The organism is Chromobacterium paludis (assembly GCF_008275125.1).
Classification (GTDB): Bacteria; Pseudomonadota; Gammaproteobacteria; order Burkholderiales; family Chromobacteriaceae; genus Chromobacterium; species Chromobacterium paludis.
Window position 1 is genome coordinate 216,201 of record NZ_CP043473.1, and the last position, 13,250, is coordinate 229,450.

Consider the following 13,250-nt stretch of genomic DNA (forward strand, 5'->3'; position numbering starts at 1 on the left):
TCAATGTAAGTGGCTAGCCCTCTCAACGCCAAGTGGCGGAGAGGATGGCGAATACGATGTAAAGACCCAAAATCAGTCCCGGCGCGCTCAAGGCCAGATTGAACCAGTGCCGAGCTCGGGTGACGCGCGAGTCGGCGCTGTCATCCGTCCCGTTTTTCCAGCCGAGGCGAGACAGCCGGTAAGCATTCCAACTGGCGATCGGCAGCGCGAGCAGACCAAGCATAAACGCGCCTCCCAACAGTGAATTGCCGCAGCCGGGGCCATCTTCGCCCCGGTGGACGTTTGGCAGCAACATCAATATCTGAAGCAGCAGGTAGCCGATGCCCGGTGCCCATGCCCAGATTTGCTGCCGCAAAGCCTGTCGATATGTCGAGGCGAGCATGCTAGTCCAGTAGGCTTTCGATGGCGTCGCCGATTTCCTGGTCCAGCTTGTCCATGAAACGCAATTTTCTCACCAGAACGGCGGCGGCGTCTAAGTCGGCGCGCGCGTCCAGGGCGGCCTCCAGCTCGGCTTGCATGTCCTGGACTTCGGCGCGCAGCCGGCGCGATAGCGCTTCCAGCGCGTCCACGCTGCTGCGGGCATCGTCTATGCTTTCGCGCCATTCCATCTGCGCCATCAGGAAGTCGCCCGGCATGCGGGTGTTGTTCTCTTCCTGGGTGTCCACGCCGGCCAATTGCAGCAGGTAGCGGGCGCGGCTCAGCGGCGACTTCAGCGTTTGGTAGGCTTCGTTGACGCGGGTGGCCAGCATCAAGGCGCTGCGCTTTTCGGCGTCGGGACTGGCGGCGTAGCGATCGGGATGGACCTGGGCCGCGGCGGCGCGCCAGGCGGCGTCCAGTTGCGCGGCATCCTGGGCGTAGCGGCGCGGCAGGCCGAACAGGGCGAAGAAGTCCTGGGTGAAGTCGTGGTTCATCGTGCTTCCGAGCTAAGGGCCGTGAAAAACGCGGGGCGGAGCATCAGCGCTTGCGCGTCAACGCTCCGCCCCGCGGCGGCGGCGATCAGACGTTGAAGCTCTCGCCGCAGCCGCACTCGTTCTTGACGTTGGGGTTGTTGAACTTGAACCCCTCGTTCAGGCCTTCCTTGACGTAGTCGAGCTCGGTGCCGTCCAGATAGGCCAGGCTCTTGGCGTCGGTGTAGATGGCCACGCCGTGGCTTTCGAAACGAACGTCCTCGATATTTTCAACGTCGACGAACTCCAGCTTGTAGGCCATGCCGGAACAGCCGGAAGTCTTCACGCCCAGGCGGACGCCCAGGCCCTTGCCGCGCTTGGCGAGAAAGGCGCCTACGTGTTGCGCGGCGCGTTCGGAAAGAGTCAGTGCCATGACAGAGCCCCGTCTTTTATTTGCCGTGCTTTTGTTTGTAGTCTTCCACCGCGGCCTTGATCGCGTCTTCGGCCAGGATGGAGCAGTGGATTTTGACCGGCGGCAGCGCCAGCTCTTCGGCGATGGCGGTGTTCTTGATCGCCAGCGCTTCATCCAGCGACTTGCCCTTCACCCACTCGGTCACCAGGGACGAGGAAGCGATGGCGGAGCCGCAGCCGTAGGTCTTGAACTTGGCGTCTTCGATCACGCCGTCCGCGCCCACCTTGATTTGCAGCTTCATCACGTCGCCACAGGCCGGGGCGCCGACCATGCCGGTGCCGATGCTGTCGTCGCCCTTGTCGAAGGAACCGACGTTGCGCGGGTTTTCGTAGTGATCCAGTACTTTTTCGCTGTATGCCATGTCTATCTCCTGCGGGCCGCGGCGGCTTGCTTCCTCCGCGGCCGGTAATCGGTTATCGGCTCAGTGGGCCGCCCATTGCACGCTGTTCAGGTCCACGCCGTCCTTGTACATCTCCCACAGCGGGGACAGCTCGCGCAGCTTGCCGATCTTGGACTTCAGCAGCTCGATGGCGAAGTCGATCTCTTCCTCGGTGGTGAAGCGGCCCAGGGTGAAGCGGATGGAGCTGTGTGCCATTTCGTCGTTGCGGCCCAGCGCGCGCAGCACGTAGGACGGCTCCAGCGAGGCGGAGGTGCAGGCGGAGCCGCTGGACACGGCCAAGTCCTTGATGGCCATGATCAGGCTCTCGCCCTCGACGAAGTTGAAGCTGACATTGAGGTTGTGCGGCACGCGCTGATCGACGTCGCCGTTGATGTACACCTCTTCCATGTCCTGGATGCCGCGCCACAGGCGGTCGCGCAGCATGCGGATGCGCTCGCATTCGCTGTCCATTTCCTCGCGGGCGATGCGGAAGGCCTCGCCCATGCCGACGATCTGGTGCGTGGGCAGGGTGCCGGAGCGGAAGCCGCGCTCATGGCCGCCGCCGTGCATCTGCGCTTCCAGGCGCACGCGCGGCTTGCGGCGCACGTACAGCGCGCCGATGCCCTTGGGGCCGTAAGCCTTGTGCGCGGACAGGCTCATCAGGTCCACCTTCAGGGTGTTCAGGTCGATCTTGACCTTGCCCGGCGCCTGGGTGGCGTCGACGTGGAAGATGATGCCTTTTTCGCGGCAGATTTCGCCGATTTGCGGAATGTCCTGGATGACGCCGATTTCATTGTTGACGTACATCACGGAGACCAGGATGGTATCCGGACGGATGGCGGCCTTGAACGCTTCGATGTCGAGCAGGCCATTTTCCTGCACGTCCATATAGGTCACTTCGAAGCCCTGGCGCTCCAGTTCGCGACAGGTGTCCAGCACCGCCTTGTGTTCGGTCTTGACGGTGATGATGTGCTTGCCCTTGCTCTTGTAGAACTGGGCGGCGCCCTTGATCGCCAGGTTGTCGGACTCGGTGGCGCCGGAGGTCCAGACGATTTCCTTGGGATCGGCCCCGATCAGCTTGGCCACTTCGGCGCGCGCGTTCTCCACGGCTTCTTCCGCCTCCCAGCCGAAACTGTGGCTGCGCGAGGCGGGGTTGCCGAACTTGCCGGTCAGATAGGGAATCATCTTTTCGGCGACGCGCGGGTCCACCGGCGTGGTGGCCGAGTAATCCAGATAGATCGGTAGCTTGAGCTGGCTCATACATTATCTCCGCGAGATTTTCAGGTGTTTACAGGGCGCTGCGTGCCGCGGCTTGCTTGCCGCCATCGCGTTTGTCCTGCACCACGCTGGTTTCCTTGGCGTGCTCTTCCTGCTTGTGCTGTTGCTCAACCAGGCTGGCGAGGCTCACCTTGGACAGGTAATCGAAAATGGTGACGTTGAGGTTGGTCCACAAGTCATGGGTCATGCAGCGCTGAGTGCCGCGGCAGTTCTCGCGGCCGCCGCATTGGGTGGCATCCACCGGCTCGTCCACGGCGACGATGATGTCGGCCACCGAGATGTCCTGCGTGTCCTTGGCCAGCGTGTAGCCGCCGCCGGGGCCGCGCACGCTGTCCACCAGTTCGGCGCGGCGCAGCTTGCCGAACAGCTGCTCGAGGTAAGACAGAGAGATGTTCTGGCGTTCGCTGATGCCGGCGAGGGTGACCGGGCCCCGCCCCTCGCGCATGGCGAGATCCAGCATGGCGGTGACGGCGAAGCGTCCTTTGGTGGTGAGGCGCATGGTGTCTGTTCCGGTGGTGGGAGGTTTCAGCCGATTATACCCAATATCCGAGTATTTTAGTCAAGTATTTGCCGGCTGATTTTGGCTTCCGGAACGTCAAAGTCGATAATTTTACTAGGTTTAAGCGTTTCGGGGCTATGGATTTTTACTTTTTGCGCAGGCGCTTGTGTAAAATCGCTGCAATATCGGGCAGACAGTTTCGAGCGAAGACGACCTTGGGCGTTCGTCTCGGGCTGCCTCCCTGTTCACCCTCAGGGGGAGAGTGAGGACACATCAACAATGCATAAGGTTGTCATCAGCGGCACGGGGCTGTTCACCCCGCCGCATGTCGTGAGCAATGCGGAACTGGTCGAGGCTTTCAATACCTTCGTGCGCCAACACAACGAGGCGCATCAGGCCGAGATCGCGGCCGGCTCGATGGAGCCGCTGGCGGAGTCCAGCGCCGAATTCATCGAAAAGGCTTCGGGCATCAAACAGCGCTTCCTGATGGATAAGGCCGGCGTGCTGGATCCGGCGAGGATGACGCCTTCTCTGCCGGAGCGTCCCAACGAGGCGCTGTCGCTGCAGGCCGAGATGGCCGTGACGGCGGCGCGCCAGGCGCTGGAGGCGGCGGCCAGGTCGGCGGCTGACATCGACATGGTGATCGTGGCCTGCTCCAATATGCAGCGCCCGTATCCGGCCATGGCCATCGAGGTGCAGCAGGCGCTGGGCATCCAGGGCTTCGCCTTCGACATGAACGTGGCCTGCTCCTCCGCCACCTTCGGCATTCAGACCGCCGTCAATGCCATCGCCAGCGGCCAGGCGCGCGCGGTGCTGATGGTGAACCCGGAAATCTGTTCCGCCCACCTCAATTTCCGCGACCGCGACAGCCATTTCATCTTTGGCGACGCCTGCACGGCCGTGGTGCTGGAGCGAGCCGACGCGGCCGTTTCCGCGCAGCGTTTCGAAGTGCTGGGCTGCAAGCTGGCCACCGTGTTCTCCAACAACATCCGCAACAACTTCGGCTTCCTGAACCGCTGCGACGAGGCCGGCATCGGCCAGCCGGACAAGCTGTTCATCCAGCAGGGGCGCAAGGTGTTCAAGGAGGTGTGTCCGATGGTGGGCGAGCATATCGTCGCTCATCTGGAGTCGCTGGGCATCGCGCCGGACGGCGTGCGCCGCTTCTGGCTGCATCAGGCCAATCTGGCGATGAACCAGCTGATCGCCCGCCGCGTGCTGGGCCGTGAGGCCGACTTGGAGGAGGCGCCGGTGATTCTGGACCGTTATGCCAACACCAGTTCCGCCGGTTCGGTTATTGCCTTCCATCTGCACTCCAGCGACCTTGCGGCGGGGGATGTCGGCGTCATCAGTTCTTTCGGGGCGGGCTATTCCGTCGGCTCCGTGGCGCTGCGCAGGCTGTAAGAGCCTGTTGTCATGGGCGTCAGCCGCCAGCGGCCGCGCCATAAAAAAATCAGGAGGGCGCTTGTCAAAAGCGCCCTCTGTGCATAATGTATCCCCACTGCCGAGTCGCGGACTTTGGCTCCAATAGCAAAAAAGACCCAATTGATGGTCTGTACAAAGGGAAGGGAAACATTTATGCACGCTTTCAAAAAGCTGCTGGTGCTTGGCGCGTTTGCGGGTTCCTCCATTGCGGCTCACGCCGCTGGCACGCTGGTGTTCTGCTCCGAGGGCAGCCCGGCCGGCTTCGACCCGGGCCAATACACCTCCGGCACCGACTTCGACGCTTCCGCCGAAACCATCTTCAACCGTCTGGTGCAATTCCAGCGCGGCGGCACCAAGGTGATCCCGGCGCTGGCAGACAAGTGGGAAGTCTCCCCTGATGGCCTGAACTACACCTTCCATCTGCGCAAGGGCGTCAAGTTCCAGACTACCGACTACTTCAAGCCGACGCGCGAATTCAACGCCGACGACGTGGTGTTCACCTTCGATCGCATGCTGAATAAGAACAATGCGTTCCGCAAGGCCTACCCGACCGAGTTCCCGTACTTCACCGACATGGGCATGGACGAGAACATCACCAAGGTGGAGAAGGTGGATCCGTACACCGTCAAGTTCACGCTGAAGAAGATCGACGCGGCCTTCCTGCAGAACCTGGCGATGAGCTTTGCCTCCATCCAGTCGGCAGAATACGCTGACAAGCTGCTGAAGGAAGGCAAGCCGCAGCTGATCAATCAGCAACCGGTCGGCACCGGCCCGTTCATCTTCAAGCGTTACCAGAAGGACGCGCAGATCCGCTACGTCGCCAACAAAGACTACTGGAACAAGGCTGACGGCCCCAAGGTGGACAACCTGGTGTTCGCCATCACCACCGACGCCTCGGTGCGCTACCAGAAGCTGAAGGCCGGCGAGTGCCAGATCACCGCGTATCCGCGTCCGACCGACGTGGCCGCGATGAAGGCCGATCCCAAGCTGAAGGTGATCTCGCAAGCCGGTTTCAACCTGGGCTACCTCGCATACAACGTCAAGCATAAGCCGCTGGACAAGCTGGAAGTGCGCGAGGCGCTGGACATGGCCATCAACAAGAAGGCCATTCTGCAAGCCGTGTACCAAGGCGCCGGCCAAGCCGCCACCAACCCGATGCCGCCGACCCAATGGTCTTATAACAAGAACCTGAAGGACGCGCCGTACGACGTGACCAAGGCCAAGGCTCTGCTGGCCAAGGCTGGCTACCCGAACGGTTTCGACATCACGCTGTGGGCGATGCCGGTGCAGCGTCCGTACAACCCCAACGCCAAGCTGATGGCGGAGATGATCCAGGCCGACTGGGCCAAGATCGGCGTCAAGGCCAAGATCACCTCCTATGAGTGGGGCGAGTACCTGAAGCGCGCCAAGGCGGGCGAGCACGACACCATGCTGATTGGCTGGACCGGCGACAACGGCGATCCGGACAACTGGCTGGGCGTGCTGTTCGGCTGCGACGCGATGAACGGCAACAACTTCTCCAAGTTCTGCTACAAGCCGTTCGAAGACCTGATCCAGAAGGGCAAGGCCACCACCAATGTGGCCGAGCGCACCAAGCTGTACATGAAGGCGCAGGAGATCGTGAAGCAACAGGTGCCGATGACCACCATCGCGCACTCCACCGTCAATCAGCCTATGCTGAAGTCGGTGCAGGGCTTCAAGGTCAGCCCCTTCGGCCTGAACTCCTTCTACGGCGTCAGCGTCAAGTAAGGTCAGCCTGAATCGGGCATGACCATGGCGGCGGGGCTGAGGCCCCGCCGCTTGCAACAAGTGCCGTTTTCCGCAGCGTTCCGTTAGAGAGCGCGCGGGGCCGGCATGGCAGCTTCTGCACGGGAATCAAGGAATAAACAAGTAGCAAGGCTAGGGCGAACAGCCGGCATGATGCCGGTTTGACCTGCGTCAATCAGCCAAGGCGGGGAGACTGATATCTTTTCTCTTGCCGGGGCTGGCGACTGCAGCTAATGCTGGTGGGTGGTTTAGTTGCCTGTCTGCCGCCCGGCACCCTATCCTCATCCGTCGCGCAAAGCGGCGGCGTTGTTTCCTGATGGTTTTCCCGCGCCGATTTCCTGCACGCCATGTCTCTTAGAAGTCAAATGGCGCGCGCGATTCTGGCATCGCGTCCGCGCCTGGGAGAATCAAATCCATGTTTTCATTCATCTTGCGCCGGCTGGGTCTTCTGGTGCCTACCTTTTTCGGCATCACTTTGCTGACCTTCGGCCTCATCCGCATGATCCCCGGCGACCCGGTGGAGGTGATGGTGGGCGAGCGCGCGCTTGACCCGGCCATGCACGCCGCGGCCTTGCACCGCTTGGGCCTAGACAAGCCCCTGTACGCCCAGTACTTCGACTATGTCGTCAACTTGCTGCACGGCAATCTGGGCCAGTCCCTGGTGACGCGCACCAATGTCTGGGTCGAGTTCAAGACCCTGTTCCCGGCCACGCTGGAGCTGGCCTTGTCCGCCCTGCTGTTCGCCACCGTCTGGGGCTTGCTGGCCGGCGTGTTGGCCGCCATCAAGCGCGGATCGATATTCGATCACGGCGTGATGGGCATTTCGCTGACCGGCTTCTCCATGCCCATCTTCTGGTGGGGCCTGATCCTGATCATGTTCTTCTCGGTCAAGCTGGGCTGGACGCCGGTGTCCGGCCGCATGGACCTGATGTTCGACATCCCGCCGCGCACCGGCTTCATGCTGATCGACAGCTGGCTGGCCGAATCGGCCGACCCGGTGGGCAATGCCGGCGCCTTCAAGAGCGCGCTGAGCCACCTGATCCTGCCGTCCATCGTACTGGGCACCATTCCGCTGGCGGTGATCGCGCGGATGACGCGTTCGTCCATGTTGGAAGTGCTGCGCGAGGACTACGTCCGCACCGCGCGCGCCAAGGGTCTGTCTCCGGCCCGCGTCATCTTCATCCACACCCTGCGCAACGCGCTGATCCCGGTGCTGACCGTCATCGGCCTGCAGGTGGGCACGCTGATGGGCGGCGCGGTGTTGACCGAGACCATCTTCTCCTGGCCCGGCGTGGGCAAATGGCTGATCGACGCCATTTCCCGCCGCGACTACCCGGTGGTGCAGAACGGCATCCTGATGGTGGCCACGCTGGTGATCGTCACCAACTTCATCGTCGACATCCTGTACGGCATCGCCAATCCGCGCATCCGTCACGCCAAGTAAGCAGGGACGCAATATGAGCCAAAACAATGCAAACGCGGCCGCGCAGACGGCCGATCTGGCGCTGTCCTACCCGTCTCCGCTGAAGGAGTTCTGGCAGGGCTTTTCCCACAACAAGGGCGCGGTGGCCGGCCTGGTCTTCGTGGTCTTCATCGTCGCCTGCGCGCTATTGGCGCCGGTGCTCGCGCCGTACAACCCCATCGTGCAGTACCGCGACCACATGTTGACGCCCCCGGCCTGGGAAGCGGCCGGCAGCGTCAAGTTCCTGTTCGGCACCGATGAGCTGGGCCGCGACATCCTGTCGCGCCTGATCTACGGCGCGCGGCTGTCACTGTTCATCGGCCTGATGTCGGTGTTGATGGCGCTGATTCCAGGCGTGATCCTGGGCCTGCTGTCCGCCTTCTTCCCCAAGGTGCTGGGCGCTTCCATCATGCGTCTGATGGACATCATGATGGCGCTGCCGTCCCTGCTGCTGGCCGTGGCCATCATGGCCATTCTGGGGCCGGGCCTGACCAATGCGATGATCGCCATCGCCACCGTGTCCTTGCCGGCGTATGTGCGGCTGACCCGCGCCTCCGCCATGACCGAGCTGAACCGCGACTACGTGGTGGCCTCGCGCGTGGCCGGCGCCGGCCTGGGCCGGCTGATGTTCGTCACCGTGCTGCCCAACTGCATGGCGCCGCTGATCGTGCACGCCACCATGAGCTTTTCCTCCGCCATCCTGGAAATCGCCGCCCTGGGCTTCCTGGGCCTGGGCGTGCAGCCGCCGACCGCCGAGTGGGGCACCATGCTGGCCTCGGCCCGCGACTACATCGAGAGCGCCTGGTGGGTGGTGACCATGCCCGGTCTGACCATTCTGCTGTCGGTGCTGGCGATCAACCTGATGGGCGACGGCCTGCGCGACGCGCTGGACCCCAAGCTGAAGCGCGCCGCCTGAGGATAAGAATATGAGTCTGTTGCAAATCAAGAATCTGTCCGTGGAATTCGGCTCGGAAAAGAATCCGTTCCGCGCCGTGGAAGGGCTGGAGCTGTCGGTCGCCCAGGGCGAGATCGTCGGCATCGTCGGCGAGTCCGGCTCCGGCAAGTCCGTCACCATGATGGCGATGATGGGCCTGCTGGAAGGCCAGGGCCGCATCGTGGCCGACGAGCTGAGCTTCGACGGCAAGGACTTGCTGTCCATCTCGGCGCGCGGCCGCCGCAAGATCGTCGGCAAAGACATCTCCATGATCTTCCAGGACCCGATGACGGCGCTGAATCCCAGCTATACCGTCGGCTACCAGATCATGGAAGTGCTGAAAGTGCATCAGGGCCTGCGCGGCGCGGCCTTGAAGGCGCGCGCGCTGGAGCTGATGCAGCTGGTGGAGATCCCGGCGGCGGCGACGCGTCTGAACGCCTACCCGCACCAGTTGTCCGGCGGCATGAGCCAGCGCGTGGCCATCGCCATGGCCATCGCCTGCAATCCCAAGCTCTTGATCGCCGACGAGCCGACCACCGCGCTGGACGTGACGATTCAGGCGCAGATCATGGAGCTGCTGGTGTCGCTGCAGAAGAGCCAGAACATGGCGCTGATCCTGATCACGCACGACCTGGCCGTGGTGGCCGAGGTAGCGCAGCGCTTGGTGGTGATGTACGCCGGCCAAGTGGCGGAAATGGGCACGGTGCCGGAAATCTTCCGCCATCCGGTCCATCCCTATACCGAGGCGCTGCTGTCCTCCATTCCGGAGCACAGCAAGGGCGCGCATCGCCTGTCCACGCTGCCCGGCATCGTGCCCGGCCAGTACGACCGGCCGACCGGCTGTCTCTTGTCCCCGCGCTGTCCGTACGCGCAGGACAACTGCCGCGGCCAGCGGCCTGGATTGACCGCGCACGAGCATGGCGCGGTGCGTTGCCACTACCCGTTGCTGGCCAAGGAGAAGCAGCATGGCTAAGGTTTTGCAGGCGGGAGATCTGACCCGTTATTACGATGTGGCCCAGGGCCTGTTCAAGCCCAAGGCGCAGGTGAAGGCGCTGGCCGGCGTGTCGTTCGAGCTGGAGGCCGGCCGCACGCTGGCGGTGGTGGGCGAATCCGGCTGCGGCAAGAGCACGCTGGCGCGCCAGCTGACCCTGATCGAGCAGCCCACTTCCGGTTCGCTGATTCTGGACGGCCAGGACGCGGCCAAGGCTAGCGCGGCCGAGTTGAAGGCGATGCGGCGCAAGGTGCAGATGGTGTTCCAGAACCCCTATGGCTCCTTGAACCCGCGCCAGAAGATAGGCGACCAGCTGTCCGAGCCGCTGCTGATCAACACCGATCTGTCTGCCAAGGCGCGCGAGGAAAAAGTGCGCGCCATGATGACGCGCGTCGGCCTGCGTCCCGAGCACTATTTCCGCTATCCGCACATGTTCTCCGGCGGCCAGCGTCAGCGCATCGCCATCGCGCGCGCCATGATGCTGAACCCGAAGATCGTGGTGGCGGACGAGCCGACCTCGGCGTTGGACGTGTCGATTCAGGCGCAGGTGCTGAACCTGTTCATGGATCTGCAAGAGGAGTTCAACACCGCCTATGTGTTCATCTCGCACAATCTGGCGGTGGTGGAGCACGTGGCCAACGACCTGATGGTGATGTATCTGGGCCGCGCGGTGGAAGTGGGCGATAAGAACCGCGTCTACGAGCGTCCATTGCATCCCTACACCCAGGCGCTGTTGTCGGCCACGCCGTCCATCCATCCGGAAGACCGCCGCATCAAGATCAAGATCGAGGGCGAACTGCCCAGCCCGCTCAATCCGCCGTCCGGCTGCGCTTTCCACAAGCGCTGCCCGCACGCCAACGAGCGCTGCAAGGCGGAAGTGCCGCAATTGCGCGAGCTGGACAGCCGCATGGTGGCCTGCCACCGCGCCGAAGAGATCAACGTCTAAGCCAAACATGGCGCCATGCCAGCCCGCGCAGCCGATGCGCGGGCTTTTTATTTGCCCCTCGTTCCTGATGGCTACACTGAAAGCCCAAGCTCCAGGAGCGATTGATGAACGTATATCCGTATCTGAATTTCAATGGCCAGGCGGAAGAGGCTTTGCACTTCTATCGCGAGGCGCTGGATGGCGAGATCGCCATGCTGATGCGCTACGCCGACGCGCCGCCGGATGTGGAGTTTGGCGGCATAGATCCCAACCGGATCATGCACGCCAGGCTGGCGTTCGGCGCCAATGTCTTGATGATCTCCGATAGCGACCGGCCGGCGCCGCCCAGCCAGCAAGTGGTGCTGTCCATCAATCTGGAGGCCGATACGGCGCAGGCGGAGAGGGTTTTCGCGGCGCTCAGCGCGGGCGGGCAGGTGACGATGCCGTTGCACAAGACGTTTTGGGGCGCGCTTTTTGCTTGCTTTAGTGATAGATTCGGCGTCAACTGGATGATCAACTGTCAATTATGATGATTTTTTGACAGGCTTGGCGGCGCGCCGTTTTTTGACGCGTCGCACAAAAAATCCTTTACCACCCCGCCTCCGCAAGATACATTCGCCATGGAACACGCACTCAAAGCCCGAGGAAAACGCCAATTGAAACGAGCCGTCTATGCCGGTAGCTTTGACCCGGTGACCAATGGCCACTTGTGGATGATACGCGAGGCGGTGGAATTATTTGACGAATTGATCGTCGCCGTCGGCGTGAATCCGGATAAACATTGCACGTTTAGCGTGGAAGAGCGCGTAGCCTTGCTGCGCGAGGTCACCGCCGGCTCCAGCAAGCTGCGGGTCGATGTCTTCGAAAATCAGTTCCTGGTGAATTACGCGCAGAGCGTCGGCGCCAACTACATCGTGCGCGGCATCCGCACCGCCAGCGACTACGAGTACGAGCGCACCATGCGCTACATCAACTCGGACCTGCATCCGGACATCACCACGCTGTTCCTGTTGCCGCCGCGCGAATACGCCGAGGTGTCGTCCACCATGGTCAAGGGCCTAGTGGGGCCGCGCGGCTGGGAGGCCGTGATCCGCCAATACCTGCCGGAGCCGGTGTATCGCAAGATGCTGGAGATGTATTCCTCGGAATAGGCCTTATAATGCAGGTTTGGAATGTCACGTCGCGCCAGATTCGTCTGGCGCGTTTGTTTTGCCGCATCGAGGATAGCCATGCAGGATGTCAGCGCCTTCGCCAACCGTCTGGCCAAGAACTACAAGCATTACGCCAAATGGGCGCGCCGCCAGGGCCTGGACGCCTGGCGTGTTTACGACAAGGACGTGCCGCAGTTTCCTTTCGCCGTCGACATCTATGGCGAACGCGTGCATCTGCAAGAGTACGACACCGGCTGGGAAATGGACGATGACGCATACCGCGAGTGGATAGACGCGGTGGCGGAGGCCATCGCGCAAGTGACCAGCATCCCGACCGCCGCCGTGACCTTGAAGAACCGACGCCGCCAGAAGGGCGTCAGCCAGTACGAGAAAGAGGGCGAGACCGGCCAGGACTTCATCGTCGAGGAGTTCGGCCAGCGTTTCATCGTCAATCTGGAGCAGTATCTGGACACCGGCCTGTTTCTGGATCACCGCAATACCCGTAAGCGCGTGCGCGAGGAGGCGGCCGGCAAGCGCTTTCTGAATCTGTTCGCTTACACCGGCAGCTTCACCGTCTATGCCGGCGCCGGCGGCGCGGTGTCGTCGGAGACGGTGGACATGTCCAATACCTATCAGGACTGGTCGCGCCGCAACTTTGAGCTGAACGGCCTGGACCTGGCCAAGCACCAATTGGTGCGCGCCGACGTGTTCCAGTATCTGGAAGAGGCGGTTGACGCCGGCAAGCAGTTCGACCTGATCGTGATGGATCCGCCCACCTTCTCCAACTCCAAGAAGATGCGCGACATCCTGGACGTGCAGCGCGACCACGTCTGGCTGATAGACTACGCGATGGCGCTGCTGGCGCCGGGTGGGTGGCTGTACTTCTCCAACAATCTGCGCACTTTCCAGCTGGATGAGCGTCTGCAGGAGGATTACCAGATCCGCGATATCAGCGCGCAGTCGGTGCCGGAGGACTTCCGCAACCGCAAGATCCACCAGTGTTGGCGCATCAGCCGCGGCTGAGGGCGGCTGTTTGTAAACCGTTTTTACTCGAACTTACCCGGCATTCTTACCCTCCCATAA

General features: G+C 62.4%; 15 protein-coding genes. 9 read left to right on the plus strand and 6 right to left on the minus strand.

The window, feature by feature from the left end:
* Positions 1 to 22: 22 nt before the first annotated feature.
* The 6 genes from FYK34_RS01080 to iscR all read right to left on the minus strand — a co-directional run bounded on the left by FYK34_RS01080 (position 23) and on the right by iscR (position 3,515).
* On the minus strand, positions 23 to 382 hold the full coding sequence (locus FYK34_RS01080; protein WP_149294663.1) for a hypothetical protein: 360 nt from the start codon (positions 380 to 382) through the stop codon (positions 23 to 25).
* Position 383: 1 nt separating this feature from the next.
* The gene (gene hscB, locus FYK34_RS01085) at positions 384 to 911 is read right to left on the minus strand and encodes a Fe-S protein assembly co-chaperone HscB (RefSeq protein ID WP_149294664.1); all 528 of its coding nucleotides are present in this window, start codon (positions 909 to 911) and stop codon (positions 384 to 386) included.
* Positions 912 to 996: 85 nt separating this feature from the next.
* Entirely contained in the window at positions 997 to 1,320 is a 324-nt protein-coding gene (gene iscA / locus FYK34_RS01090) for an iron-sulfur cluster assembly protein IscA (protein ID WP_149294665.1), read from the minus strand.
* A gap of 16 nt (positions 1,321 to 1,336) precedes the next feature.
* Positions 1,337 to 1,720 (minus strand): Fe-S cluster assembly scaffold IscU, encoded by a 384-nt coding sequence (gene iscU, locus FYK34_RS01095; RefSeq protein ID WP_011134648.1) that lies wholly within the window; start codon positions 1,718 to 1,720, stop codon positions 1,337 to 1,339.
* Between the two features lie 60 nt (positions 1,721 to 1,780).
* Positions 1,781 to 2,998 (minus strand): IscS subfamily cysteine desulfurase, encoded by a 1,218-nt coding sequence (locus tag FYK34_RS01100; protein ID WP_149294666.1) that lies wholly within the window; start codon positions 2,996 to 2,998, stop codon positions 1,781 to 1,783.
* A 28-nt stretch (positions 2,999 to 3,026) separates the two neighbouring features.
* Complete coding sequence (gene iscR / locus FYK34_RS01105; protein WP_149294667.1) at positions 3,027 to 3,515, minus strand: Fe-S cluster assembly transcriptional regulator IscR; 489 nt, start codon at positions 3,513 to 3,515, stop codon at positions 3,027 to 3,029.
* A 279-nt stretch (positions 3,516 to 3,794) separates the two neighbouring features.
* Here iscR and FYK34_RS01110 point away from each other — a divergent pair, with 279 nt between their 5' ends.
* The 9 genes from FYK34_RS01110 to FYK34_RS01150 all read left to right on the plus strand — a co-directional run bounded on the left by FYK34_RS01110 (position 3,795) and on the right by FYK34_RS01150 (position 13,190).
* Entirely contained in the window at positions 3,795 to 4,916 is a 1,122-nt protein-coding gene (locus FYK34_RS01110) for a beta-ketoacyl-ACP synthase III (protein WP_149294668.1), read from the plus strand.
* Positions 4,917 to 5,090: 174 nt separating this feature from the next.
* On the plus strand, positions 5,091 to 6,686 hold the full coding sequence (locus FYK34_RS01115) for an ABC transporter substrate-binding protein (protein WP_149294669.1): 1,596 nt from the start codon (positions 5,091 to 5,093) through the stop codon (positions 6,684 to 6,686).
* Positions 6,687 to 7,119: 433 nt separating this feature from the next.
* Entirely contained in the window at positions 7,120 to 8,148 is a 1,029-nt protein-coding gene (locus FYK34_RS01120; RefSeq protein ID WP_149294670.1) for an ABC transporter permease subunit, read from the plus strand.
* A gap of 13 nt (positions 8,149 to 8,161) precedes the next feature.
* The gene (locus tag FYK34_RS01125; RefSeq protein WP_149294671.1) at positions 8,162 to 9,082 is read left to right on the plus strand and encodes an ABC transporter permease subunit; all 921 of its coding nucleotides are present in this window, start codon (positions 8,162 to 8,164) and stop codon (positions 9,080 to 9,082) included.
* Between the two features lie 10 nt (positions 9,083 to 9,092).
* A complete protein-coding gene (locus FYK34_RS01130) occupies positions 9,093 to 10,073 on the plus strand; it encodes an ABC transporter ATP-binding protein (RefSeq protein ID WP_149294672.1) in 981 nt (326 codons plus the stop codon).
* The gene (locus FYK34_RS01135; protein ID WP_149294673.1) at positions 10,066 to 11,037 is read left to right on the plus strand and encodes a peptide ABC transporter ATP-binding protein; all 972 of its coding nucleotides are present in this window, start codon (positions 10,066 to 10,068) and stop codon (positions 11,035 to 11,037) included. The genes FYK34_RS01130 and FYK34_RS01135 overlap by 8 nt, the downstream gene beginning before the upstream one ends.
* 104 nt (positions 11,038 to 11,141) lie before the next feature.
* Positions 11,142 to 11,546: a VOC family protein gene (locus FYK34_RS01140; RefSeq protein WP_149294674.1), complete on the plus strand. Its 405-nt coding sequence runs from the start codon at positions 11,142 to 11,144 to the stop codon at positions 11,544 to 11,546.
* Between the two features lie 90 nt (positions 11,547 to 11,636).
* Entirely contained in the window at positions 11,637 to 12,167 is a 531-nt protein-coding gene (gene coaD / locus FYK34_RS01145; protein WP_149294675.1) for a pantetheine-phosphate adenylyltransferase, read from the plus strand.
* A 78-nt stretch (positions 12,168 to 12,245) separates the two neighbouring features.
* Entirely contained in the window at positions 12,246 to 13,190 is a 945-nt protein-coding gene (locus tag FYK34_RS01150) for a class I SAM-dependent methyltransferase (protein ID WP_149294676.1), read from the plus strand.
* Positions 13,191 to 13,250: the final 60 nt, after the last annotated feature.